Source organism: Roseateles sp. P5_E8 (assembly GCF_054177665.1).
In genome coordinates this window covers 102287-125242 of the sequence record NZ_JBGCUM010000002.1, presented here as the reverse complement: position 1 = coordinate 125242, position 22956 = coordinate 102287, and the positions used below count along the sequence as shown (strand labels likewise).

Genomic DNA, 22956 nt, shown 5'->3' with positions numbered 1-22956 from the left:
CGTGGACCGCCATCGATGACCATCTCGCCGCCCCCTCTCAAACTCTCCGGCCTGGAACCCGTCGCCATCGACGCTGGCAGCCTGTTCGTCAACATCGGCGAGCGCACCAACGTCACCGGCTCCAAGGCCTTCGCCCGCATGATCCTCGCGGGTGAATTCGAGAAGGCATTGGCCGTTGCGCGCCAGCAGGTCGAGAACGGCGCCCAGGTCATCGACATCAACATGGACGAGGCCATGCTGGACAGCCAGGCGGCCATGGTGCGCTTCCTGAACCTGATCGCCGGCGAGCCCGAGATCGCGCGCGTGCCGATCATGATCGACTCGTCCAAGTGGGCCGTCATCGAGGCCGGCCTGAAGTGCATCCAGGGCAAGGGCATCGTCAACTCCATCTCGATGAAGGAAGGCGAGGACGAGTTCCGCCGCCAGGCCAATCTCGTGCGCCGCTATGGCGCCGCGGCGGTCGTGATGGCCTTCGATGAGAAGGGTCAGGCCGACACCTTCGCGCGCAAGACCGAGATCTGCGAGCGGGCCTACCGCATCCTGGTGGACGAAGTCGGTTTCCCGGCCGAGGACATCATCTTCGACCCCAACATCTTCGCCATCGCCACGGGCATCGAGGAGCACGACAACTACGCCGTCGACTTCATCGAGGCCACGCGCTGGATCAAGCAGAACTTGCCCGGCGCCAAGGTGTCGGGCGGCGTGAGCAACGTGTCGTTCAGCTTCCGCGGCAACGAGCCGGTGCGCGAGGCTATCCACACGGTCTTTCTGTACCACGCCATCCAGGCGGGCATGGACATGGGCATCGTCAACGCGGGCATGGTGGGCGTGTATGACGACCTCGACGCCGAGCTGCGCGAGCGCGTGGAAGACGTGGTGCTGAACCGCCGGCCCGATGCGGGCGAGCGCCTCATCGAGATCGCCGACCGCGCCAAGAGCGCCGGCAAGGACGACTCGGCGCGCCTGACCTGGCGCGCAGGCGACGTCAACCAGCGGCTGTCGCACGCGCTGGTGCATGGCATCACTGACTTCATCACCGAGGACACCGAGGAAGCCTGGGTCGCCATCTCGGCCGGCGGTGGCCGCCCGCTGCACGTCATCGAGGGCCCGCTGATGGCCGGCATGAACGTGGTGGGTGACCTGTTCGGCCAGGGCAAGATGTTCCTGCCCCAGGTCGTCAAGAGCGCCCGCGTGATGAAGAGCGCCGTGGCCCACCTGCTGCCCTACATCGAGGAAGAAAAGCGCCTGCTCATCGAAGGCGGCGGCGACGCCAAGCCCAAGGGCAAGATCGTCATCGCGACGGTCAAGGGCGACGTGCACGACATCGGCAAGAACATCGTCACGGTGGTCCTGCAGTGCAACAACTACGAAGTCGTCAACATGGGCGTCATGGTGCCGGCCCAGGAGATCCTGCGCAAAGCCAAGGAAGAGGGCGCGGACATCATCGGCCTGTCCGGCCTCATCACGCCCAGCCTGGAAGAGATGCAGCACGTCGCCGCCGAGATGCAGCGCGACGAGTATTTCTCGTCACGCCACATGCCGCTGCTGATCGGCGGCGCGACCACCAGCCGCGTGCACACGGCCGTGAAGATCTCGCCGCACTACGACGGCCCGGTCGTCTACGTGCCCGACGCGTCGCGCGCCGTGGGCGTATGCACCGAGCTGCTCAGCGATGACCGCGCCGCCGCCTACATCGCCGACCTGAAGGCCGACATCGAGAAGACTCGCCAGCTGCATGCCAGCAAGAAGCAGACGCCGCTGGTGACGCTGGCCGCCGCGCGCGCCAACAAGGCCCGGTTGGACCTGAGCCGCGTGCCGGCGGCGCCGAAGTTCACCGGCCGCCGCGTGCTGAAGAACCTCGATCTCGCCGAGCTTGCGAAGTACATCGACTGGGGCCCCTACTTCCAAACCTGGGACCTGGCCGGCCCGTATCCGGCCATCCTCGACGACGCCGTCGTCGGCACCGAGGCGCGCAAGGTGTTTGCCGACGCCCAGGCCATGCTGAAGAAGATCATCGACGGCCGCTGGCTTCAGGCGCATGCCGTGTTCGGCCTCTACCCCGCCGCGCGCGTCAACGAGGACGACATCGCCCTCTACGCCGACGAGAGCCGCACCGCCGCGTTGATGACCTGGCACGGCCTGCGCATGCAGTCCGAGCGGCCGGTCGTGGAAGGTGTGAAGCGCCCCAACCGCTGCCTGTCCGACTTCGTCGCGGAGAGCGGCGACCACGTCGGCATGTTCGCCGTGACGGCGGGCCTGGGCGTCGACAAGAAGGAAGCCGACTTCCTCGCCACGCACGACGACTACTCGGCCATCATGCTCAAGGCCCTGGCCGACCGCCTCGCCGAGGCCGCCGCCGAGTGGCTGCACGAGCGCGTGCGCCGCGAGTTCTGGGGCTACGCCGCGGACGAGGCGCTGAGCAACGCCGACCTCGTCGCCGAGAAGTACTCGGGCATCCGCCCCGCGCCCGGCTACCCGGCCTGCCCGGACCACCTCGCCAAGCGCGACATGTTCCGCGTGCTGGCACCCGACGAGATCGGCATGGGCCTGACCGACAGCATGGCCATGACGCCGGCCGCCAGCGTCAGCGGCTTCTACCTGGCCCACCCCGACGCGGCCTACTTCAACGTCGGCCGCATTGCGGACGACCAGCTCGCCGACTGGGCCGCGCGCTGCGGCCTCAGCGAGACCGACGCGCGCCGCGCTCTGGCGCCGCTGCTGGGCTGACCTCAGGCGGCGCCGACAGCATCTGCTTACCTTGCCGACCCCGGGCTGCGGCACTGTCCTACACGGGCACACGGCGTGCGAACGCATCCTCGGCGCATACCAACTACATCGGAAGCGTCATGTCGACCCCTAGCGTCAAGTCCACCCAGATCGTTGCCGGCGTTGCCGTCGTCATGGCGCTGCTCGGCGGCGCCTATGCGGTCGGCCGCTCGCAAATCATGAGCAGCCCGCCAGTGGCCGAAGCGCCGCCCGCCGTGACCCAGCCTGCGCCTCAGCGCGTGGCCAGGGCCGACACGGTGCGTGAAGCGCCGGCCCCCGAACGGACGACGCAGGCGGCGCTTTGCGAGAGCTGCGGCCGTGTCACGGGCGTGCATGCCGAAACCCGCAAGGGCAAGGGCAGTGGCGTGGGTGCCGTGGGCGGTGCGGTCGTGGGCGGCCTGCTGGGCAATATGGTGGGCGGCGGCACGGGCAAGAAGATTGCCACCGTGGGCGGCGCCGTGGCCGGTGGCTATGCCGGCAACGAGATCGAGAAAAACCAGAAGTCCTACACCGTCTGGGTCGTGCAAGTGCAGGAGCGCGATGGCCGCATGCGCCGCTTCGAGCGCAGCGCCGACCCCGGCCTGCGCATCGGCGACGAGGTCCGCCTGACCGAGAACGGCTTCGAGCGCAGCTGAGGCCTGGGCCTCGATGCGGCGCTCAGTGGAGCGTCTCCAGTGTCCCCGCCATCAGGCGGAATGGGCGCTCGGCAAGCCCCGGCGCAACTGAATGGCCTCGGCAACATGGACAGTGGCGATCTCGGCCGAGCCGGCCAGGTCGGCCACCGTGCGGGCCACGCGCATCACGCGGTGGAAGCTGCGCGCCGACCAGCCGAGCTTCTCTGCCGAGCGCTCCAGCAATGCCTTGGCCGCGGGCTCCAGCGCGGCGTGCTCAGCCAGGTCTTGCGCCTGCAGCAGCGCGTTGGCGACGCCCTGGCGCGCCAGCGCTCGCTCGCGCGCTGCGGTCACACGCCCGGCGACCACGGCGCTGGCTTCGCCCGGTGCCAGGTCTTGCAGCTCGCGCGGCGGGATGACGGTGACTTCGATGACGAGGTCGATACGGTCCAGGAAGGGCCCGCTGAGCCGGCCCTGATAACGCGCGACCTGGTCGGGCGAGCAGCGGCAGGCCCGCTGCGGATTGCCGAGGTGGCCGCAGGGGCAGGGGTTCATCGCCGCGACCAACTGGAAACGCGCCGGAAACTCTGCCTGGCGGGCCGCGCGCGAGATGAGGATGCGGCCGGTCTCCAGCGGCTCGCGCAGGGCTTCCAAGGCAGCGCGCGGGAATTCGGGGAGCTCGTCCAAAAACAAGACGCCATGCTGGGCCAGTGAAATCTCGCCCGGCCTGGGTGGCGAACCGCCGCCCACCAGCGCCACGCTGGACGCCGAGTGGTGCGGCGCCCGCACCGGCCTTTGCCCCCAGAGCGACACGTCGAACTGGCCGGCCAGGCTGAGCACGGCGGCGGATTCCAGCGCGGCTTCGTCGTCCAGCAGCGGCAGCAGGCCGGCCAGGCGCTGGGCCAGCATGGACTTGCCGGTGCCGGGCGGGCCGACCATCAACAGCGAGTGGCCGCCGGCCGCCGCGATCTCCAGCGCGCGCTTCGGGCCGGCCTGGCCCTTGATGTCGGCGAGATCGGGCAGGCCGCTCTGCCGTTCGCGCGGCAGGGCGGTCGCGCGGGGCAGGAGTTCGCCGTCGGGCTGCAGTGCCGCGACGACGTCCAGCAGATGCCGCGCCTGCCGCACCACCAGGCCGTCGACGAGGGCAGCCTCGGCGGCGCTGGCCTCGGGCAGCAGCAGCTCGCGTTGAACATCACCATCCTTTTCGCCAGTCTGGCGCATGGCCAGCGCCATCGCCAGGGCGCCGCGCACCGGGCGCAGCTCGCCGGCCAGCGACAGCTCACCCGCGCATTCAAAGCGTGCCAGCCTGGTCGCGTCCAGCTGGCCGTTGGCCGCAAGCAGACCCAGCGCCATGGGCAGGTCGAAGCGCCCGCCCTCCTTGGGCAGGTCGGCCGGCGCCAGGTTGACGGTGATGCGCTTGTTGGCCGGAAAGCCCAGGCCGCTGTTCTGCAGCGCCGCGCGCACGCGCTCGCGGGCCTCCTTGACCTCGGTGTCGGCCAGGCCAACGACGGTGAAGCTGGGCAGGCCGTTGGCCAGGTGCACCTCCACCGTGACCGGCGCGGCGGCCAAGCCGTCAAGGGCGCGGCTGTGGACCGTGGCAAGGCTCATCGCATGGGCTCGTAGGAGGGCGGCGGGCGAGTCTAGCCCTGGGTTCGCGTGGCGCGGATGTGGTGCTTTTCCCGTGCGCGCACCGTAAATGTGCGCTCGATGATGGAATTGATGCCAAATTGGTGCGCAATGCTGACTTGCGGGTGCGCCCATCCCAGATTCGTGCGGGGTGTCTGAGGTGTGGTGCTTGGCACGGAAGCTGCAATCAGCGGACCGGACTGCCCTCTAACCCTGAACTGGAGCCCCCGCCATGAAGTTGTCCTCTACGCTGCTCGTCTTGGCGCTGTCCGCAGCCTCGCTGCCGGCCTTCGCCGATGAGCCGGTCAACCCGCTGTCGTTCAACGCCAGCGTCGTCACCGACTACCGCTACCGCGGCGTCTCGCAGACCCGCCTGAAGCCGGCCCTGCAAGGCGGCTTCGACTACGCGGCGCCCAGCGGCTTCTACGTCGGCATGTGGGGCTCCACCATCAAGTGGATCAAGGACGGTGGCGGCGACGCCAACGTCGAGGTCGACCTCTACGGCGGCTACAAGACCGAAGTCGCCCCGGGCCTGACGCTGGACGTGGGCCTGCTGCAGTACTACTACCCGAGCAACAAGCTGCCCACCAGCGCCGACACGCTGGAGATCTACGGCGCGCTGAGCTTCGGCCCGGTGACCGCCAAGTACTCGCACAGCACGACCAACCTGTTCGGCGTGCCCGACAGCAAGGGCAGCAGCTACTTCGACGTGACGGCCAACTTCGACCTCGGTGACGGCATGACGCTGTCGCCCCACGTCGGCCACCAGACGGTCAAGCACTTCTCGATGGCGTCCTACACCGATTACTCGGTGACGCTGGCCAAGGACTTCTCGGGCCTCGTCCTGAGCGGCGCGATCGTCGGCACGGACGCCGACAAGAGCTTCTACGCCAGCCCCGCGAACGGCAAGTTCCTGGGCAAGACCACGCTAGTCGTCGGCCTGAAGAAGACCTTCTAAGAACACTGGAGCAGACATGAAACTGATCACTGCCGTCATCAAGCCCTTCAAGCTCGACGAGGTGCGTGAGGCTCTGAGCGCCATCGGCGTGCAGGGCTTGACGGTCACCGAGGTCAAGGGCTTCGGCCGCCAGAAGGGCCACACCGAGCTGTACCGCGGCGCTGAATACGTCGTGGACTTCCTGCCCAAGGTCAAGATCGAAGCCGCCGTGAACGACGACGTCGTCGACCGCGTCATCGAGGCCATCGAGTCTTCGGCCCGCACCGGCAAGATCGGCGACGGCAAGATCTTCGTGTCGCCGCTGGACCAGGTCGTACGCATCCGCACCGGCGAAACCGGCAACGACGCGCTCTGAAGCGCGCGTCCATAACAACCGTTTGGAGAACACTCAAATGAAGAAACTCCTCGCCGGCCTTGCGCTTGCCGCTGGCCTGCTTGCGCCGGCCGCCTGGGCCCAGGACGCCGCCTCGGCGCCTGCCGCCACCGCCACGGCAGCTCCGGCTGCCGATGCAGCCTCCGCCCCTGCGGCCGCCGCGCCTGCCGAAGCGGCTTCTGCCGCCGCCGCTCCCGTGCCCGTGCCCAACAAGGGCGACACCGCCTGGATGATGTTGTCCACGCTGCTCGTCATCATGATGACGGTGCCCGGCCTCGCGCTGTTCTACGGCGGCCTGGTGCGCAGCAAGAACATGCTATCGGTGCTGATGCAGGTGATGGTCGGCTTCTCGCTGATCGTCGTGCTGTGGGTGCTGTACGGCTACAGCTTCGCGTTCACCGAGGGCAACAAGTTCATCGGTGGCACGGATCGCCTGTTCATGAAGGGCATCTGGGACAACGTCGCTGGCACCTTCGCGAATGGCGCCACCTTCTCCAAGGGCGTCGTCATTCCGGAAATCGTGTTCGCGGCCTTCCAGGCCACCTTCGCCGGCATCACCGCCTGTCTCATCCTCGGCGCCTTCGCCGAGCGCATCAAGTTCTCGGCGGCCCTGGCCTTCCTGACGCTGTGGTTCACCTTCAGCTATCTGCCGATGGCCCACATGGTCTGGTTCTGGATGGGCCCGGATGCCTACACGTCCGCCGCTGTCGTCGATGAGATGAACGGCAAGGCCGGCATGCTCTGGCAGTGGGGCGCGCTGGACTTCGCGGGCGGCACGGTCGTGCACATCAACGCCGCGGTTGCCGGCCTGGTGGGTGCCTTCATGGTCGGCAAGCGCGTCGGCTACGGCAAGGAACAGTTCACGCCGCACAGCCTGACGCTGACCATGGTCGGTGCCTCGATGCTGTGGGTGGGCTGGTTCGGCTTCAACGCCGGCTCCGCGCTGGAAGCCAACGGCTTCGCTGCCCTGGCCTTCATCAACACGCTGGCTGCCACGGCTGCCGCCGTGCTGGCCTGGTGCGTCGGTGAAGCGCTGCTCAAGGGCAAGGCCTCGATGCTGGGTGCTGCCTCGGGTGCCGTCGCCGGCCTCGTCGCCATCACGCCGGCTGCTGGCAACGTCGGCATCGGTGGCGGTCTCGTCATCGGTATCGTCGCCGGCTTCGCCTGCCTGTGGGGTGTCTCCGGCCTGAAGAAGCTGCTGGGTGCGGACGACTCGCTGGACGTCTTCGGCGTCCACGGTGTCGGCGGCATCGTCGGTGCTCTGCTGACCGGTGTGTTTGCCTCGCCCAGCCTGGGCGGCCCCAGCGCCATGGGTGACTGGGTCACGGCGACCATGATCACGCCGGATGCCTTCTCGATCGGCGCGCAGTTCCTGGTTCAGGCCAAGGCCGTCGGCGTGACCCTGGTCTGGTCGGGCGTCGTCTCCGTCATCGCCTACAAGCTGGTCGACCTGACCATCGGCCTGCGCGTGACCGAAGAGGAAGAGCGCGAAGGCCTGGACATCTCGTCGCACGGCGAAACGGCTTACCACAAGTGATGTGAATCAAGGGCCGGCTGCGCGCCGGTCCTTCGTCACACCGAGCCGCCCTCCGGGCGGCTTTTCTTCGTCTGGCGCGCGCAGGTCGGCCGTTATGCTGACCCGCATGCACGTCGTCACCCTGTTCGTCGCAGTGCTGGTCAATGCATTGCTGATGAGCCTGGCCCTGGTGGTCAGCGTCGGCTTGCGGGCCCGCAGCGGCCTGCAGGCCTGGCAGTTCATGCTGCTGGGCCAGGCCGCCGGCTTCGGGCTGCTGATCGGCGCGACGCTGGGCATGCCGCGGCTGCTGGCCACGCTGGGGGTCATGGCCCTCAGCGGCTCGGCGGCGGCGATGCTGCTGGCGGTCTGCCGCTTTCTGAGCCTGCCGCTGTCGCGCCGCTGGCTGGTGCTGCCGCCGCTGGGGCTGGGCATCGTGCATTTCGTGGTCTTCGGCGACCAGGGCCTGGCCACCGGGCTGACCAACCTGGTCATAGGCGTGCAGATCCTGTGGGCCAGCGGCCTGCTGCTGCGCGGCGCCGGCCGGCTGCGCTGGCGCTGGCTGTGCGGCTTGGCCGGCATGGCCAATGCGCTGTTCACGCTGGGCCGCGCGGTGCTGGTGCTGGGCTGGCCGGAGATCTACCCGCGCTTCATCGCCCCGCATCCGCTCAACTTCGCCTCGCTGATGCTGCTCAACGCCAGCCTGGTGCTGGGCACCATGGGGTTTTTGCTCGCTCACCGCGACGAGGCCGAGCAGGCGCTGGTGCGGCTGGCCTCGCTGGACGCGCTGACCGGCCTGCTCAACCGCCGCGAGTGGATGCAACGCGCCGGCCGGGCCCTGGGCCTGATTGGAACCGCTGGTGCGGGTGAAGCCGCCACCGTGCTGCTGATGCTGGACCTGGACCACTTCAAGCGCGTCAACGACGAGCGCGGCCACCCGGTGGGCGACGAGGTGCTCAAGATCACCGGCGAGGTGCTGCGCGGCGAACTGCGCGCCAGCGATCTGGTAGGCCGCTACGGCGGCGAGGAGTTCTGCCTGCTGCTGCGCCATTGCGAGCCGGGCGCCTTCGGCCGGCTGGACAGCCGCCTGCACATGGCGCTGAAGCGGCGCTGCGAGGCCAGCCTGGGCTTTGCGGTGGACTTCAGCGCCGGCGCCGTGCGCGTGCAGCCGGGCGAGACGCTGGCCGCCGCCATCAAGCGCGCCGACGACCAGCTCTACCAGGCCAAGCACGCCGGCCGGGGCCGCACCTGCCGCGACGACGACGTCTTGTGATCCCGCGCGGCGCCCCCAAGTGGCCCGCCTCTGTCGAGTTTGAGATCATTCGGTCATGGTTCCCCATCTCATCACCGCCCTGAACGGCCCCATCAACGAGCTGGAAGCCCGCGTCCTGGAATCCATGCCGGCCACGGAACGCTGGTTCAGGCTCGAATGGATGGAGCACACGCCGACCTTCTACGCCTCGGTGGACCTGCGCAACGCCGGCTTCAAGCTGGCGCCGGTGGACACCAACCTCTTCCCCAGCGGCTTCAACCACCTGACGCCGCAGATGCTGCCGCAGGCCGTGCAGGCGGCCATGGCGGCCATCGAGAAGATCTGCCCCGAGGCGCGCAACCTGCTGCTCGTCCCCGAGCCGGGCGTGCGCTGCAGCTTCTACCTGGACCACCTCGCCACGCTGGTGCGCATCTTCACGCAGGCCGGCCTGAACGTGCGCCTGGGCGCGCTGGACCCGGCCCAGACCGAGCCCGAGGAACTGACGCTGGCCGGCGGCGGCAGCCTGGTCTTCGAGCCGCTGGTGCGCAAGCGCGGCCGCCTGATGCTCAAGGGCTTCGACCCCTGCACCATCCTGCTCAACAGCGACCTCGCCAGCGGCACGCCGCCGCAGCTGATGGGCCTGCACGAGCAATACCTGCTGCCGCCGCTGCACGCTGGCTGGAGCGTGCGCCGCAAGAGCCAGCACTTCCGCGCCTACGAGGAAGTGGCCAAGCGCTTCGGCAAGCTGCTAGGCATGGACCCGTGGCTCATCACGCCGTCGTTCCAGAGCGTCGACCTGCATGGCAAGAAGGGCCTGGAGGCGCTTCAGACTGCCGCCGACGCCCAGCTCACCAAGGTGCGCCGCAAGTACAAGGAATACGGCATCAACGAGAAGCCCTTCGTCGTCATCAAGAGCGACATCGGCAGCTACGGCCGCAGCGTGCTGACCGTGCGCGATGCCAAGGACATCGAGGCCCTGGCCGGCCGCCTGCCTGAGGACCTGGGCCAGGAGGTCATCGTGCAGGAGGGCGTTCCCACCCACGAGCGCGTGCACGAGGCGGTGGCCGAGCCGGTCGTCTACATGATGGACCGCTACGTGGTGGGCGGCTTCTATCGCGTGCACGCCAGCCGCGGCATCGACGAGAACCTCAATGCCCCCGGCGCCAGCTACGTGCCGCTGGCGTTTGCTGATTCGCTGAACCTGCCGCGCCCCGGCGAGAAGCCGGGCGCCAGCGCGCCCAACCGCTTCTACATGTACGGCGTCATCGGCCGGCTGGCGATGCTGGCGGCCAGCTACGAGCTGGAGGCGACCGACCCGCAAGCCGAGGCCGAAGCAGCTTAGTACGCCGAGGGCTCGGGGGCGTCAAGCCTTTGAGTTGCGGGTTTGCTGCACTGCACAAAAACCCAAAACCGAGCGCAGAATCCCCACTTTCGAACAAACGCCACCCCAAGCCGGTGGCCCTCACGCAGTGAGTTCTTCCCACGCGGCTCGCAGCCCCTCGGCGATGGCGGGTCTCACCCTCGGTGCGCTCGGGGTGGTTTATGGCGACATCGGCACCAGCCCGCTGTACGCCCTCAAAGAAGTCTTCCACGGCGGCCATGTCGCCACCACGCCGGAGAACATCCTGGGCGTGCTCTCGCTGCTGTTCTGGACGATGACGGTCATCGTCTCGGTCAAGTACGTGCTGCTCATCCTGCGCGCCGACAACAACGGTGAAGGGGGGCTGATCGCCATGCTGGCGCTGGCCACCAATGCGGTGAACGACAAGCCGCCGCTGCGCCGCACGCTGATGCTGGTGGGGCTGTTCGGCACGGCCATCTTCTTCGGCGACGCCGTCATCACGCCGGCCATGACGGTGCTGGGCGCCGTCGAGGGCATCGACGTCTACGAGCCCCACCTGCACGACGCCATCCTGCCCATCACGCTGATCGTCATGGTGGGGCTGTTCGCGGTGCAGCGCTTCGGCACCGGCGGCATCGGCAAGGCCTTCGGGCCGGTCATGCTGGTCTGGTTCGCCAGCCTCACGCTGCTGGGCCTGCCGCACATCGTCGACAACCCGCGCGTGCTCGCGGCGGTCAACCCGGTCTATGCGCTGAACTTCTGCCTGGAGTACGGCTGGGTTGCCTTCATCGCCTTGGGCGCGGTCGTGCTGGTCGTCACCGGCGGCGAGGCGCTCTACGCCGACCTGGGCCACTTCGGCAAGAAGCCCATCCGCATCGCCTGGTACGGCATCGTCATGCCGGCGCTGGTCATCAACTACTTCGGCCAGGGTGCCATGCTGCTGGACGACCCGGCGGGCATCAAGAACCCCTTCTTCCTGCTGGCGCCGTCGTGGGCCGAGATCCCGCTGTTCCTGCTCGCCACGCTGGCGGCCATCGTCGCCTCGCAGGCGCTCATCACGGCGGCCTTCTCGGTCACCAAGCAGGCCATCCAGCTGGGCATCATGCCGCGCCTGCGCGTCGTCCACACCAGCGTGCGCGACACCGGCCAGATCTACGTGCCCTTCATCAACTGGAGCCTGTTCGCGCTGGTGATCGTCGCGGTCGTCTTCTTCGGCTCGTCGAGCAAGCTGGCCGGCGCCTACGGCGTGGCCGTCACCATCGACATGACCATCACCACCGTGATGACCTTCTTCGTCATCCGCTACGGCTGGCGCTACCCGCTGGCGCTGTGCGTCGCCGCCACGGGCATCTTCTTCGTCATCGACGTGACCTTCCTCGCGTCCAACCTGCTGAAGCTGCTGCACGGCGGCTGGTTCCCGCTGCTGATCGGCATCTGCGTGTTCACGCTGATGCTGACCTGGAAGCAGGGCCGCAAGCTGCTGTCCGACAAGCTGCGCGAGGACGCCATCGAGCTGCCGGCCTTCCTGGAAGCCGTCTTCATCAACCCGCCCACGCGCGTGTCCGGCACGGCCGTGTTCCTGTCGTCCGAGAAGGGCTCCACGCCCAATGCGCTGCTGCATAACCTCAAGCACAACAAGGTGCTGCACGAGCAGAACATCTTCGTCACCGTCAAGCACCATGAGGTGCCCTGGGTCGGCTTCGACAAGCGTTGCGAGGTCGAGGCGCTGGGCCACCACTGCTGGCAGGTGGCCCTGCATTTCGGCTTCAAGAACGAGCCCGATGTGCCCGAGGCCTTGGAGCAGCTGAAGAAGCACGGCGTGCAGCTGGAGGAGATGGAGACCAGCTACTTCCTCAGCCGCGACATCATCATCCCCACCATAGGCTCGGGCATGGCGCTGTGGCGCGAGAAGCTGTTCGCCAGCATGCACCGCAACGCGGCCGCTGCGGCCGACTTCCTGCACCTGCCGACCAACCGCATCGTCGAGCTGGGCAGCAAGGTCGAGATCTGACGCGCCCGTTCGGCCGTCACCGGCGCAGGGTACCGAGATCGACGATGCCGCCCTGGCACAGCGGCTGCGCGGGTGGCGTGTCGGGCATTGCGCCCACGTAGATCCGTTCCGCCGGCAGCTTCAGGCGCTTGGCTGCATCTGCCAGCGCCGGCGGCTGGTAGGACGGCAGATCCACGCCCAGTTGCTTCAAGCCCTGCGCGTCCGGCACCCAGGCCAGGCAACCCAGCGCGCTGTGCGTCATGGCGAGCTTGCCCTCGCCAGCGGAGAACGTGACCGTATCGGTGCCGGCGGGCCGCGTCAGCTGGTCGAGAAACCGCTGCGCTGCGTCGGGCAGGCCCGGCGCGCGGCTGCGCAAGGCCTGGACGGCCCGGGCCCGCTCCCATAAGGGCCGGTACTGCGCCACGAAGCGCGCCTTGACCTCGGCGCCCCGGCCACCGTCATCGGCGAACAACTGTCCATCGTCCAGCGCCTGCTTCAGCAGCAGCGGCCAATCCTCCATGCTGCTGAATGCAATCAGCACGTCCTTGTCTGCCAGCCAGGCGCGGCCGGCGGTGAGCAGATCGCGAGCGCAGGCGCGCACACAGTCGCGCTCCAGCTGCACGACCGGCCGGCGCTCGTGCAGCCATTGCCCCAGCCGAGCCACTTCCAGACCATCGCCGCTGTCCTCGCCGATGCGCAGCCGCAGTGGTTTCTCGAAACGCTCCTGGGTCCATTCGCGCTGCACCTGGTCCGCATCGCCAGCCCGCAGCGCCCCGCCGACGTAGGGGCCGCCGAACCGGCCGATGGTTGCCGCACCGGCGGCGCAGGGAAGCAGGGCGAGCACCAGGGCCGCGCAGCGGGCAGGAGCAAGGAGGGCGGTGCGGTACATGGATCCGGCGAGGTGGCTTGCGGCGACGCGGCGCAGCCTAGCACCGCCGTTAGCATCGCCGCCCGTGACCTCTGCCGCCCAGCCCACCCGCCAGCTCGACGCCCGCCACGCCGGCGCGCTGTGCGTCGGCATGGTTGTCGGCGCGGGCATCTTCAAGACCTCGCCGATGGTGGCTCAGTCCCTGCCCGGCGCGGGTCAGCTCTACCTCGCCTGGGCGCTGGGCGGCCTGCTGAGCTTTGTCGGCGCGCTGTGCTTTGCCGAGCTGGCCGCTGCCTTTCCGGACGCCGGCGGCGACTATCACTTCCTGCGCCGCGCCTATGGCCGCCGGCTGGGCTTTCTGTTCGCGTGGTCGCGCTTCGCCGTCATCCACACCGGCTCCATGGCGCTGCTGGGCTTCGTCTTCGGCGACTACCTGGCCCAGGTTGTCGACCTCAGCCCCTGGCTGGGCACGCACGCCAGCGCCGTGCTGGCCGCCTGCCTCATCGTCCTGCTGACCGGGCTCAACCTGCTCGGCGTGCGCGTGGGCCTGGGCACGCAGCTGGGCCTGACGACGCTGGTCATCGCCGGCCTGCTGCTGCTGGGCGCGGGCGCCGGGGCACACCAGCTCGCGGGCCAGGCCGCCGCCACCCAGGGCGCGGCCGCGAGCGAGGCCGACTGGGGCACGGCCATGGTCTTTGTCTTCCTGGCCTACGGCGGCTGGAGCGACGCGGCGACGCTGTCCGCCGAGATGCGCGACCCCAGGCGCGGCATAGCTCGTGCGCTGCTGCTGGGCCTGGGCGTCGTGATGGTGCTCTACCTGCTGGCCAATTGGGCCTATGTCAGCGTGCTGGGCATGCCCGGCCTGGCGCGCAGCGAGGCGCCGGCTGCCGAGCTGATGCGCCTGGCCCTCGGGCCGGCGGCCGAGCTGCTGATGGTGGGCGTGGTCAGCCTGACGGCGCTGTCGGTGATGAACGCCATCCTCATCGCCGGCCCGCGCACCACCTACGCCGCCGCGCGCGACTTCGCCTCCGAGTGGCGGCTGGCGCAGTGGAACGCGCGCCGTGGCACGCCCAGCACGGCCGTCGTCGCGACCTCGGTGGTGGCCCTGCTGTTGGTCTTGCTGGGCGACCTGACGCGCGGTGGCTTCGCGACGATGGTGGACTACCTCTCGCCGGTCTACTGGGCCTTCCTGACCCTCAGCGGCGCCGCCCTCATCGTGCTGCGCCGCCGCGAGCCCGGGCAGCCGCGCCCCTTCCGCGTGCCGCTCTACCCCTGGCTGCCGCTGCTGTTCAGCGCCTGCAGTGCCTGGCTGCTGTGGGCCAGCCTGGCCTATGTGAAGGCCGGCGCGGTCGTGGGTGTCGGCGTGCTGGCGCTGGGTGGCCTTGTGCTGGCGTGGCTGGGCAGAAAACGCTGAGCCGTCGCTATGCTGACCGCATGCGCCCACTGCTGAAGGATTTCTCCCCCTCCACCCTCGTCGCCGGCTTCGTTGCCGTGCTGGTGGGCTACACCAGTTCGGTGGCCATCATCTTCCAGGCGACCGTTGCGCTAGGCGCCACACCGGCGCAGACGGCCTCGTGGCTGTGGGCCCTCGGCATTGGCATGGGCGTCACCAGCCTGGCCTTGAGCCTGTGGACGCGCCAGCCCGTGCTGACGGCCTGGTCCACGCCCGGTGCGGCGCTGCTCGCGTCCAGCTCCGGGCTGGACATGCCCGAGGCCATCGGCGCCTTCATCGTCTGCGGTGCGCTCATCGCCTGGGCCGGCGCCAGCGGCTGGTTCGAGAAGTTGATGGACCGCATCCCCGTGGCCATCGCCTCGGCGCTGCTGGCCGGCGTGCTGGCGCGCTTCGGGCTGGACGCCGTGGCCAGCGTGAAGACGGACCCCGGCCTCGTGCTGGCGATGGCCGTGGCCTACCTGCTCGGCCGGCGCTGGTGGACGCGCTATGCCGTGCCCGGCGTGCTGCTGGTGGGCGTCGCCTACGCGCTAGGCGAGGGTCGGCTGAGCTTTGTCGGCCTGGACACCAGCCAGATCTGGGCGCTGCCGGTCTGGACGACGCCCGTCTTCACCTGGCATGCGGCAATAGGCGTGGCCTTGCCGCTGTTCATCGTCACCATGGCCTCGCAGAACCTGCCCGGCGTGGCCGCCCAGCGCGCCAGCGGCTACCAGACGCCCGTGTCCGCCTCCATCGCCGTGACCGGCGCGGCGACGACGCTGCTGGCGCCCTTCGGCGGCTACGCCTTCAATCTTGCCGCCATCACCGCCGCCATCTGCATGGGCCGCGAGGCGCATGAGGACCCGGCGCGGCGCTACACCGCCGCCATGGCTGCGGGCCTGTTCTATGTACTCATCGGCCTGGCCGGCGGCGCGGTGGCCCTGCTGCTGACGGCCTTCCCGCCAGAGCTCGTCAAGACCATCGCCGGCCTGGCCCTGCTGGGCACCATTGCCGGTGCGCTGGCCACGGCGCTCAAGGACGAAGCCCATCGCGACGCGGCGCTGCTGACCTTCCTCGTCTGCCTGTCGGGCCTGAGCCTGTTCGGCATCGGTGCGGCGTTCTGGGGTGTTGTGGCCGGTGGTGTCGCCACGCTCGTGGCGGGCTGGCGGCGGGCTCGGCCCTAGGTGGGCAGAGCGGGCGGCGCTGTGCAACACTGGCCCGATTCATCTGCAAGACCCGACCATGAAGCTGCTTTTCGTTGCCGACCCGCTCTCCACCTTCAAGACCTACAAGGACTCGACCTTCGCCATGATGCGCGAGGCCGCCAAACGCGGCCACGGCATCCTCGTCTGCGAGCCGCAGCAGCTGGTGTGGCTGCGCGGCGGCCGGGTGACGGCACGCTCGGCGCTGGAGATCACGCTGACCGGTGATGCCGACAACTGGTACACGGTCACCTCCACCGCCGACCTGGCCCTGGCCGACGTCGACGCCGTGCTGATGCGCAAGGACCCGCCATTCGACAGCGAGTTCTTCTACACGACCCACCTGCTCAGCCAGGCCGAGCGCGAAGGCGCCAAGGTCTTCAACCGCGCCAGCGCGCTGCGCGAGCACCCCGAGAAGCTGGCCATCCTCGAGTTCCCCGAGTTCATCTCGCCGACCCTCGTCACGCGCGACCCGGCCGAGATCCGCGCCTTCCACGCGGAGCAGCGCGACATCATCCTGAAGCCGCTGGACGGCATGGGCGGCATGGGCATCTTCCGCGTCAAGGACGACGGCCTGAACCTCGGGTCAATCATCGAGACGCTGAACAAGGACGGCGCGCAGACGGTCATGGTGCAGCGCTTCATCCCGGCCATCGCCGAGGGCGACAAGCGCATCCTCATCATCGGCGGCAAGCCGGTGCCGCTCTGCCTGGCGCGCATTCCGCAGGGCGGCGAAGTGCGCGGCAACCTGGCGGCCGGGGGCAAGGGCGTGGCCCGGCCGCTGACGGCGCGTGACCGCGAGATCGCCGAATACGTCGGCCCCATCCTCGCCGCGCGCGGCCTGCTGCTGGTGGGCCTGGACGTCATCGGCGAGAACGTCACCGAGATCAACGTGACCAGCCCGACCTGCTTCCAGGAGATCACCGACCAGAGCGGCTTCGACGTGGCGAAGATGTTTGTGGATGCGCTGGAGACCGCGCTGACATGAGGCGCCGCGACCTTGCCGTGCTTGGCCTGGCCGGCCTGACGCTGCCCGCCGTTGCCGAAGTCACCGGCTTCGACCGCCAGGCCGAGGCCTTCATCGAGGCGCTGTGGCAGCTGGACCCCGATGCGGCCATCGCGGCCGGGCGATTCGAGTTCGCGCAGCGGCTCACGCTGCCCAGCGTCGAACAACGCGACAAGCGGCGCGCCTTTCTGAAGGCTTGGCAGTCGCGGCTGGCGGCAGTGGCCGACGCCGGCCTGTCGCCCGGCCAGCAGATGGACCGCGCCATGCTGCTCGCCAAGGTCCGCAGCGACCTGTGGCGCCTGGACGTGCTGCGCGAGTGGGCCTGGAACCCCGCCGAGCACAACCCGGCCGGCACCATCGACCTCATCCTGACCACCGACTGGGCGCCCGAGCAGCAGCGCGTGAAGGCCTTGCATGCGCGCATCAAGCGCGTGCCGGCCTACTACGCTGCGGCGCGCGCCAGCCTGACAGGTGTCACGCGCGAGCACACCGAGCTGGCGTTGCAGCAGGCGCCGGGTGTGCTGTCGGTGCTGGACGATGTCGAGTCCCACGCCCAGCAGCTCGGCCTGGGCGCGCTGATGCAGCCCGACCTGCGTGCCGCCCGCCAGGCCGTGGCCGGCTGGCAGGCGCACCTGAAGACGCTGCTGCCGTCGGCCAAGCGGAGCTTCCGCATCGGGGCGGCGCTGTACGAGCCCAAGTTCCAGCACGACATCCAGTCCGCGCGCAGTGCACGCGAGACCTACGAGCTGGCGCTGCAGCGCCGCGAGGAGGTGCTGGCGAGCATGCATGCGCAGGCGCAGGCGCTGTGGCCCACGGTCATCGGCACTGAGGTGGCGCCCGTCGACCGTTTCGCGCTGATCGGCCGCGTCATCGGCGAGCTCAGCAAGAAGCACGTCGCCCGCGAGCGTTTCGTCGACGAGATCCGCGCGCAGATCCCGCAGCTGGAGGACTGGATTCGCCGCCACGACCTGCTGACGCTGGACCCGAGCAAGCCGCTCGTGGTGCGCGAGACGCCGCTCTACCAGCGCGGCGTGGCCGGCGCCGGCATCGACGCGCCCGGCCCCTACCGGCCGCAGGACCGCACCTTCTACAACGTCACGCCGCTGGATGACCTCACGCCCGCCGAGGCCGAGAGCACGCTGCGCGAGTACAACCACTGGATCCTGCAGATCCTCAACATCCACGAGGCCGTGCCCGGCCATTACACCCAGCTCGTGTACGCGAACCAGGCGCCGAGCAAGGTCAAGGCGCTGTTCGGCAACGGCGCCATGATCGAAGGCTGGGCCGTCTACGGCGAGCGCGTGATGATCGAAAGCGGCTACGGCGCCTCGCCGGAGATGACGCTGATGTGGGGCAAGTGGCACCTGCGCTCGGTCACCAACACCATCCTGGACTACAGCGTGCATGTGCTGGGCATGAGCGAGAAGGACGCGCTAGACCTGCTGGTGCGCCAGGCCTTCCAGACCGAGCGTGAGGCCAAGGAGAAGTGGCGCCGCGTGCAGTTGACGTCGGTGCAGTTGACGAGCTATTTCAGCGGGTATAGCGAGATCGTGGCGCTGCGGGAGCAGTTGAAGTCAAAGCCCGGCTTCCAGCTCAAGGAGTTTCACGAGAAGTTCCTCAGCTATGGCAGTGCGCCGGTGAGGTTGATTGGGGCGGAGATACTCAAGGCCTAAAGCGTCGCAATCTCGTCCAGAGCCCGCACGCCTCACGGGTCTCTGGACGTGATGGCGATGATGACGGAGTCAATGACCGGGCCCGTCATCGGCCTTGTCATGCCAAAGACCATTGACACATCCACCTTGTCAGAGCGGTGGTAAATCGAGTCTTCGACGGGGCCATGCTCCGGCAACGCGAGGGTGCCGAGATGCCAATCTGGGAAATAGGCTTTCGTCAAAGCCTCTACAGACCTGGGCTCGGCATTAGAAAGCGTCAGGGCCGCACGCAGCAGCAGCGATCTGTCCATGCCATTCTTGAATTGCCTCTTGTCGATCAACACCTGCCATCTGCGCTTCGGTTCCACGCAGACGAAGTCGTTACCAGCTCGTGCGCTGCTGCATTGATACCGTTTTACTTTCAGCAGCGTCACTGCGGTGCGTGAGCAATTCGATGCGCAGCCGCGGATGCTCGACAGTTCGCGGAGCATCAGAAATGGATCGTCATCAAGCGCGGCGCGCTCGTCGGCGGCAATCGCCGCTGATGCCGAGGCGATGACGAGTGCGACTGCCATGGCAAGTCGCGGCAACGCCGCTGGCTGCATGGCTGAGTGCCTCGGATGCGGTTCAAAGACGGAAGTGGTCATGGATTCGAGGGCTTGTTGCTGAGCTGTCGTCCGCCACCCACACCGGCCCTGCCCCCTCATTGCGCTTCCACCGCCGCGGCACCCGGTCCAGCGCAATGAACCACGCCGTCAGCCCGCCATTCGCATCAATGCGAAAGCGCAAGAACCCCTTGTGGTCTTGCCCGTCCAGCGCCGCATAGCCGTTGTTGGTCAGGTAGCCCAGCCGCGACATCAGCGCCAGGTAGGCGCCGAAGATGAAGGCGCCCACCAGCCCGCCGATGCTGAACACCATCAGCCCCACGAGGCAGGAATGAACGATGAGGCCGGCGGGCTCGGTGCGGTCGGCGATCCAGCTCAGTTCGCCCACCAGTTGGTGGCCCCAGAACTCCAGGCTGTAGACAGCCATCACATGCACCGCAGCATGCAGCGCGCCTATGCCCCAGGTCACGACCCAGCGCCAGACCGGGTTCACGGCGGGTGACAGCTCGTTGACCGACTCCCGCCCCATGACCATGCAGCCAAAGGCCATCAGCAGGTTCATCAAAAAGCCCAGCGGGCTGAACACCATGGCCTTGAGCCAGAGCATGAAGACATGCCAGTAGTCGCCCATGCCAAACCGCCACATCGCCTTGAAGCCGTCGGGCTCGAAGGAGTCGACGAAGGGCATGGAGTTGAGATACGCGTTGAACCAGTACAGCGCGCCCAGCAGCACGGCGAACCAGGCATTGCCGCCGCCGCCGCTCGGGTCGCGTCGGAACAGCGCCCAGAGGTTGTCTTTGCAGCCGGCCTGCGAGGTCTCGATGTCCGGGTAGGCGGTGGCTTCGATGCGGTCGAACTCGCAGCCCGGGTGCTTGGCCTCGGTCAGGCCGATGGCCAGGGCCGGGCGTGACGTGAAGGGCTCGGGCGGGATGCAGTCGCTGGTGTCGAACTCCAGCAGGCGCACCGGCCGCGTCGTCGTCTTGGTGTGCGTCGGGTGGCTGAAGGCGCCGCCCGTGCCGCAGGTGACGATGCGCCCCCACGACACCGAATCCCAGCGCATGTAGTGGTGCAGGTCCCCCGCCAGGCGCAGCTTGACGCGGGCGCGCAGCAGGCCTTCCAGGCGCTGGTAACGCTTGGGGTGGCTGGGGTCGGCGCCGTCGCCGATGGGGCGGGTCCAGTAGGGCTCGGGGTAGATGAGGACGACGCGGTCCGTCGGCGCGATGCGGTGGGTCTGGCCATCGGTGGTCAGGCCCTTGTCGCCCAGCAAAGCCTCAAATTGCTCGTACTGGTCGCGGTCGATGTCGTGGTCCAGCGCGAAGTCCAGCCCCAGCGCCCACCAGCCCTGCGGGAGCTTGATGCAGAAGTAGGTCTGGCGCTGCGGGATGCGGGCGCCCAGCAGCGGCGCCGAGTCCTTGCCGCGCGTGTAGTAGCGGCTGAAGGTGGAGGCCGAGTCCATCCAGTCGTGGTTCTGCGGGATGGCCGCCAGCGTCAGCGGCCGGCCGCGCACGCTGCTGGGTTCGTGGCTGTTGCGCACGGCCTCGAACATCTCGACGAAGCGGTAGCGATAGTCCTCGGTGCTGGCGGCGGGGTAGGCCAGGTCGCCGCCGAAGAGCAGCAGCTCGCCGCGCGGCAGGGTCTGCCCGTCCAGCATCAGCTCGTCGGCCAGCGCCGTCTGCGCCACCGCATAGACGGAATTGCCGCCGTCGCCGGTGTCGGCCACGAAGTCGAACCAGAACTCGCCCTTGAACTCGCCCTCGGTCTCGGGCTGGCTGCGGTCGATGACGACCAGCGGCAGCGGCTGGCTCTCGCGGCCGTCGCGGTTGCGCAGCTGGTCCAGCGACGACAGCACCTGCTGGGCCGCCGTCCACAGCACGTCGGGCTGGTACCAGGCGACGGGGTGGCGGTCGTGGGGCGGGACGGAACGGCCGAGCTTGGGCGGTGACATGGGCCGGGATGATCCTCGGCGTTGCCCCTGCAATCAAGTGGCGCGCGTGCGGTGGCCGGCGGCGGCCTTGTAGCTGTTGATCTCGCGGGCCACCTCGGCCGGGTCTATCACGTCGGCGAGATTGGTGAAGCCCCCCGGCGCCAGCGCCTCCACACGGTCCAGGATGGCGTCCAGCCCTTCCTGGCGGTTCATCGCAACGATGCGGGCGCACAGCGGCCGGCGCTCGTCCTCGTAGGCCGCCAGCGCGGTGTCGAGGTCGTCGTGATTCGACAGCGCATCCGCCAGCGCCTTGGCATCCATGACGGCCTGCGTCGCGCCGTTGGAGCCTATGGGCACCATCGGGTGCGCCGCATCGCCCAGCAGCGTCGTCGGCCCCAGCTGCCAGCGTGGCAGCGGGTCGCGGTCCACCATGGGCCACTCCAGCATCTGCTCGGCGCCGGTGATGAGGCCGGGCACGTCCAGCCAGTCGAAGCGCCAGCTGCCGAAGGTGGGCAGCAGGTCGTCGAGCCGCCCGGCGCGGCTCCAGTCGGCGCGGTCGGGCGCGGTGAGGCCCGGCGTGGGCGGCTGCACGCGGCGGTCGGCAATCCAGTTGATGAGTTGCAGCCCGTCGCTTTCGCGCGGCGCGCCAATCGGGTAGACGACGAACTTGGCCTGGCTGTGGCCGGCCTGCACCATGGTGCGGCCGTCCAGGAAGGGCGGCGCCCAGGACGTGCCGCGCCACATCATCACGCCGCGCCAGCAGGGCGCGCCCTCGTCGGGCGCCAGGCGGCGGCGCAGCGCGGAGTGGATGCCGTCGGCGCCGATGATGAGGTCGGCCACCTGCTCGCGCGGGCCGTCCGGCGTCTCGATCAGGGCGACATTGCCGTCACGCACGCCGACGACGCGCTGGCCGCCAAGCACGGTGAGCTTGGCAGCCGCCTCGTGCCACAACATCATCTGCAGCTCGCCGCGATGGATGCTGAACTGCGGGTGGCTGTAGCCGCCCTCGGTGCCGCGCGGGTCGCGGTAGATGGCCTGGCCGTGCCTGTTGGCGAACACCAGCGCCGAGGTCTCGACGGCCATGCCGCGCAGCGCCGGCAGCAGGCCCAACTCGTCCAGCACGCCCACCGCATGCGGCAGCAGGTTGATGCCCACGCCGAGGGGTTTGGGCTCGCGCACGGCCTCCAGCACGGTCACGCGATGGCCACGCGCCTGCAGCGCCAGCGCCGCCGTCAACCCGCCAATGCCGCCGCCGGCAATCAAGATGTTCTTCATTTCAGGGTAAGCGAGATAGTTGCAGTGAGCAACAAAAACTAATCTGAGACTGTGAGCAAGTCAGATGCGACCCGCCCCAGCCTTCCCGAAGGCCCGATGTTGCCTGTTCCAGGGCTGAACTATGGCCTGCTGGACGGCTTGCTGGGCTACGCGCTGCGCCGCGCGCAGAACGCGCTCTATCTTGACTTCTACCGCGCCACCGCCGCGTGGGACGTCAGCCCGCAGCGTTTCGCCGCGCTGGTGTTGATTGCCCGCAACCCCGGCCTGCGCCAGGGGATGCTGGGCCAGGCCATGGGCCTGCACCGCAGCGGCGCACTGCGCCTGACCGACTGGCTGACGGCCCAGGGCTGGGCCGTGCGCCGCGATGCGCCTGACGACGCCCGCGCCTGGGGCCTGCATCTGACGCCGGCCGGCAAGCGCCTGCTGGCCAAGCTGGAAGCCGCTGTCGCCGAACACGACCGTGCGCTGACCGAATCGCTGGGCGACCAAGGCCCGGCGCTGAAGGCCGGCCTGGAACGCCTGGCCCGCGCCGCCGCCGCTTTGACTGACTGACAACAACAGGAG

Annotated in this window: 18 protein-coding genes; 13 read left to right on the top strand and 5 right to left on the bottom strand. The window is 68.8% G+C overall.

The annotated features are described in order from the left end of the window. Positions 1-15 precede the first annotated feature (15 nt). Positions 16-2727, top strand: coding sequence for a methionine synthase (metH, locus tag ACXRVZ_RS01875; protein WP_457418998.1), 2712 nt, complete (start codon positions 16-18; stop codon positions 2725-2727). Between the two features lie 119 nt (positions 2728-2846). Further along, the gene (locus tag ACXRVZ_RS01870; protein ID WP_457418996.1) at positions 2847-3401 is read left to right on the top strand and encodes a glycine zipper 2TM domain-containing protein; all 555 of its coding nucleotides are present in this window, start codon (positions 2847-2849) and stop codon (positions 3399-3401) included. Positions 3402-3452: 51 nt separating this feature from the next. Here ACXRVZ_RS01870 and ACXRVZ_RS01865 read toward each other — a convergent pair whose 3' ends face one another. Next, positions 3453-4985, bottom strand: coding sequence for a YifB family Mg chelatase-like AAA ATPase (locus tag ACXRVZ_RS01865; protein ID WP_457418994.1), 1533 nt, complete (start codon positions 4983-4985; stop codon positions 3453-3455). Positions 4986-5235: 250 nt separating this feature from the next. Here ACXRVZ_RS01865 and ACXRVZ_RS01860 point away from each other — a divergent pair, with 250 nt between their 5' ends. The 6 genes from ACXRVZ_RS01860 (at position 5236) to ACXRVZ_RS01835 (ending at position 12452) form a co-directional block, all read left to right on the top strand. Then, positions 5236-5961 carry a TorF family putative porin gene (locus ACXRVZ_RS01860; protein ID WP_457418992.1) on the top strand — a complete coding sequence of 242 codons (726 nt, stop codon included), beginning with the start codon at positions 5236-5238 and terminating at the stop codon, positions 5959-5961. A 16-nt stretch (positions 5962-5977) separates the two neighbouring features. Further along, positions 5978-6316: a P-II family nitrogen regulator gene (gene glnK, locus ACXRVZ_RS01855; protein ID WP_233370978.1), complete on the top strand. Its 339-nt coding sequence runs from the start codon at positions 5978-5980 to the stop codon at positions 6314-6316. A 37-nt stretch (positions 6317-6353) separates the two neighbouring features. After that, positions 6354-7871 carry an ammonium transporter gene (gene amt / locus ACXRVZ_RS01850; protein ID WP_457418988.1) on the top strand — a complete coding sequence of 506 codons (1518 nt, stop codon included), beginning with the start codon at positions 6354-6356 and terminating at the stop codon, positions 7869-7871. A gap of 106 nt (positions 7872-7977) precedes the next feature. Beyond that, positions 7978-9120: a GGDEF domain-containing protein gene (locus tag ACXRVZ_RS01845; RefSeq protein ID WP_457418986.1), complete on the top strand. Its 1143-nt coding sequence runs from the start codon at positions 7978-7980 to the stop codon at positions 9118-9120. Positions 9121-9175: 55 nt separating this feature from the next. Next, the gene (gshA, locus tag ACXRVZ_RS01840) at positions 9176-10441 is read left to right on the top strand and encodes a glutamate--cysteine ligase (RefSeq protein ID WP_457418984.1); all 1266 of its coding nucleotides are present in this window, start codon (positions 9176-9178) and stop codon (positions 10439-10441) included. A 163-nt stretch (positions 10442-10604) separates the two neighbouring features. Further along, positions 10605-12452: a potassium transporter Kup gene (locus tag ACXRVZ_RS01835; protein ID WP_457419227.1), complete on the top strand. Its 1848-nt coding sequence runs from the start codon at positions 10605-10607 to the stop codon at positions 12450-12452. Positions 12453-12468: 16 nt separating this feature from the next. Here ACXRVZ_RS01835 and ACXRVZ_RS01830 read toward each other — a convergent pair whose 3' ends face one another. After that, on the bottom strand, positions 12469-13320 hold the full coding sequence (locus ACXRVZ_RS01830) for a hypothetical protein (protein ID WP_457418983.1): 852 nt from the start codon (positions 13318-13320) through the stop codon (positions 12469-12471). Between the two features lie 64 nt (positions 13321-13384). On the opposite strand from ACXRVZ_RS01830, the gene ACXRVZ_RS01825 reads away from it, so the two are divergent. From ACXRVZ_RS01825 to ACXRVZ_RS01810, 4 genes are read left to right on the top strand one after another with little or no spacing between them, the layout of a single operon-like run. Then, on the top strand, positions 13385-14713 hold the full coding sequence (locus ACXRVZ_RS01825) for an APC family permease (RefSeq protein ID WP_457418981.1): 1329 nt from the start codon (positions 13385-13387) through the stop codon (positions 14711-14713). A 20-nt stretch (positions 14714-14733) separates the two neighbouring features. Next, positions 14734-15912: a benzoate/H(+) symporter BenE family transporter gene (locus tag ACXRVZ_RS01820; RefSeq protein ID WP_457418979.1), complete on the top strand. Its 1179-nt coding sequence runs from the start codon at positions 14734-14736 to the stop codon at positions 15910-15912. 58 nt (positions 15913-15970) lie between these two features. After that, positions 15971-16918 (top strand): glutathione synthase, encoded by a 948-nt coding sequence (gene gshB / locus ACXRVZ_RS01815; protein ID WP_457418977.1) that lies wholly within the window; start codon positions 15971-15973, stop codon positions 16916-16918. Then, complete coding sequence (locus ACXRVZ_RS01810) at positions 16915-18609, top strand: DUF885 domain-containing protein (protein ID WP_457418975.1); 1695 nt, start codon at positions 16915-16917, stop codon at positions 18607-18609. The genes gshB and ACXRVZ_RS01810 overlap by 4 nt, the downstream gene beginning before the upstream one ends. Before the next feature lie 32 nt (positions 18610-18641). Here the strand turns inward: ACXRVZ_RS01810 and ACXRVZ_RS01805 are convergent, their stop codons facing one another. The 3 genes from ACXRVZ_RS01805 to ACXRVZ_RS01795 are packed head-to-tail and all read right to left on the bottom strand — an operon-like array spanning position 18642 to position 22392. After that, positions 18642-19235, bottom strand: a complete 594-nt coding sequence (locus ACXRVZ_RS01805; RefSeq protein ID WP_457418973.1) for a hypothetical protein — start codon at positions 19233-19235, stop codon at positions 18642-18644. Continuing rightward, positions 19216-21138 (bottom strand): hypothetical protein, encoded by a 1923-nt coding sequence (locus ACXRVZ_RS01800; RefSeq protein WP_458232158.1) that lies wholly within the window; start codon positions 21136-21138, stop codon positions 19216-19218. Before ACXRVZ_RS01800 ends, ACXRVZ_RS01805 begins: the two co-directional genes overlap by 20 nt. 33 nt (positions 21139-21171) lie before the next feature. Next, positions 21172-22392 (bottom strand): flavin-dependent oxidoreductase, encoded by a 1221-nt coding sequence (locus ACXRVZ_RS01795; RefSeq protein WP_457418969.1) that lies wholly within the window; start codon positions 22390-22392, stop codon positions 21172-21174. Between the two features lie 96 nt (positions 22393-22488). On the opposite strand from ACXRVZ_RS01795, the gene ACXRVZ_RS01790 reads away from it, so the two are divergent. After that, positions 22489-22944 (top strand): MarR family winged helix-turn-helix transcriptional regulator, encoded by a 456-nt coding sequence (locus tag ACXRVZ_RS01790; protein ID WP_457418967.1) that lies wholly within the window; start codon positions 22489-22491, stop codon positions 22942-22944. Positions 22945-22956: the final 12 nt, after the last annotated feature.

What these genes read in the sequence shown, in the direction of transcription:
- metH (WP_457418998.1), top strand. Translation starts at nt 16, where the DNA reads ATGACCATCTCGCCGCCCCCTCTCAAACTCTCCGGCCTGGAACCCGTC.
- ACXRVZ_RS01870 (WP_457418996.1), top strand. Translation starts at nt 2,847, where the DNA reads ATGTCGACCCCTAGCGTCAAGTCCACCCAGATCGTTGCCGGCGTTGCC.
- ACXRVZ_RS01865 (WP_457418994.1), bottom strand. Translation starts at nt 4,985, where the DNA reads ATGAGCCTTGCCACGGTCCACAGCCGCGCCCTTGACGGCTTGGCCGCC.
- ACXRVZ_RS01860 (WP_457418992.1), top strand. Translation starts at nt 5,236, where the DNA reads ATGAAGTTGTCCTCTACGCTGCTCGTCTTGGCGCTGTCCGCAGCCTCG.
- glnK (WP_233370978.1), top strand. Translation starts at nt 5,978, where the DNA reads ATGAAACTGATCACTGCCGTCATCAAGCCCTTCAAGCTCGACGAGGTG.
- amt (WP_457418988.1), top strand. Translation starts at nt 6,354, where the DNA reads ATGAAGAAACTCCTCGCCGGCCTTGCGCTTGCCGCTGGCCTGCTTGCG.
- ACXRVZ_RS01845 (WP_457418986.1), top strand. Translation starts at nt 7,978, where the DNA reads ATGCACGTCGTCACCCTGTTCGTCGCAGTGCTGGTCAATGCATTGCTG.
- gshA (WP_457418984.1), top strand. Translation starts at nt 9,176, where the DNA reads ATGGTTCCCCATCTCATCACCGCCCTGAACGGCCCCATCAACGAGCTG.
- ACXRVZ_RS01835 (WP_457419227.1), top strand. Translation starts at nt 10,605, where the DNA reads ATGGCGGGTCTCACCCTCGGTGCGCTCGGGGTGGTTTATGGCGACATC.
- ACXRVZ_RS01830 (WP_457418983.1), bottom strand. Translation starts at nt 13,320, where the DNA reads ATGTACCGCACCGCCCTCCTTGCTCCTGCCCGCTGCGCGGCCCTGGTG.
- ACXRVZ_RS01820 (WP_457418979.1), top strand. Translation starts at nt 14,734, where the DNA reads ATGCGCCCACTGCTGAAGGATTTCTCCCCCTCCACCCTCGTCGCCGGC.
- gshB (WP_457418977.1), top strand. Translation starts at nt 15,971, where the DNA reads ATGAAGCTGCTTTTCGTTGCCGACCCGCTCTCCACCTTCAAGACCTAC.
- ACXRVZ_RS01810 (WP_457418975.1), top strand. Translation starts at nt 16,915, where the DNA reads ATGAGGCGCCGCGACCTTGCCGTGCTTGGCCTGGCCGGCCTGACGCTG.
- ACXRVZ_RS01805 (WP_457418973.1), bottom strand. Translation starts at nt 19,235, where the DNA reads ATGACCACTTCCGTCTTTGAACCGCATCCGAGGCACTCAGCCATGCAG.
- ACXRVZ_RS01800 (WP_458232158.1), bottom strand. Translation starts at nt 21,138, where the DNA reads ATGTCACCGCCCAAGCTCGGCCGTTCCGTCCCGCCCCACGACCGCCAC.
- ACXRVZ_RS01795 (WP_457418969.1), bottom strand. Translation starts at nt 22,392, where the DNA reads ATGAAGAACATCTTGATTGCCGGCGGCGGCATTGGCGGGTTGACGGCG.
- ACXRVZ_RS01790 (WP_457418967.1), top strand. Translation starts at nt 22,489, where the DNA reads ATGTTGCCTGTTCCAGGGCTGAACTATGGCCTGCTGGACGGCTTGCTG.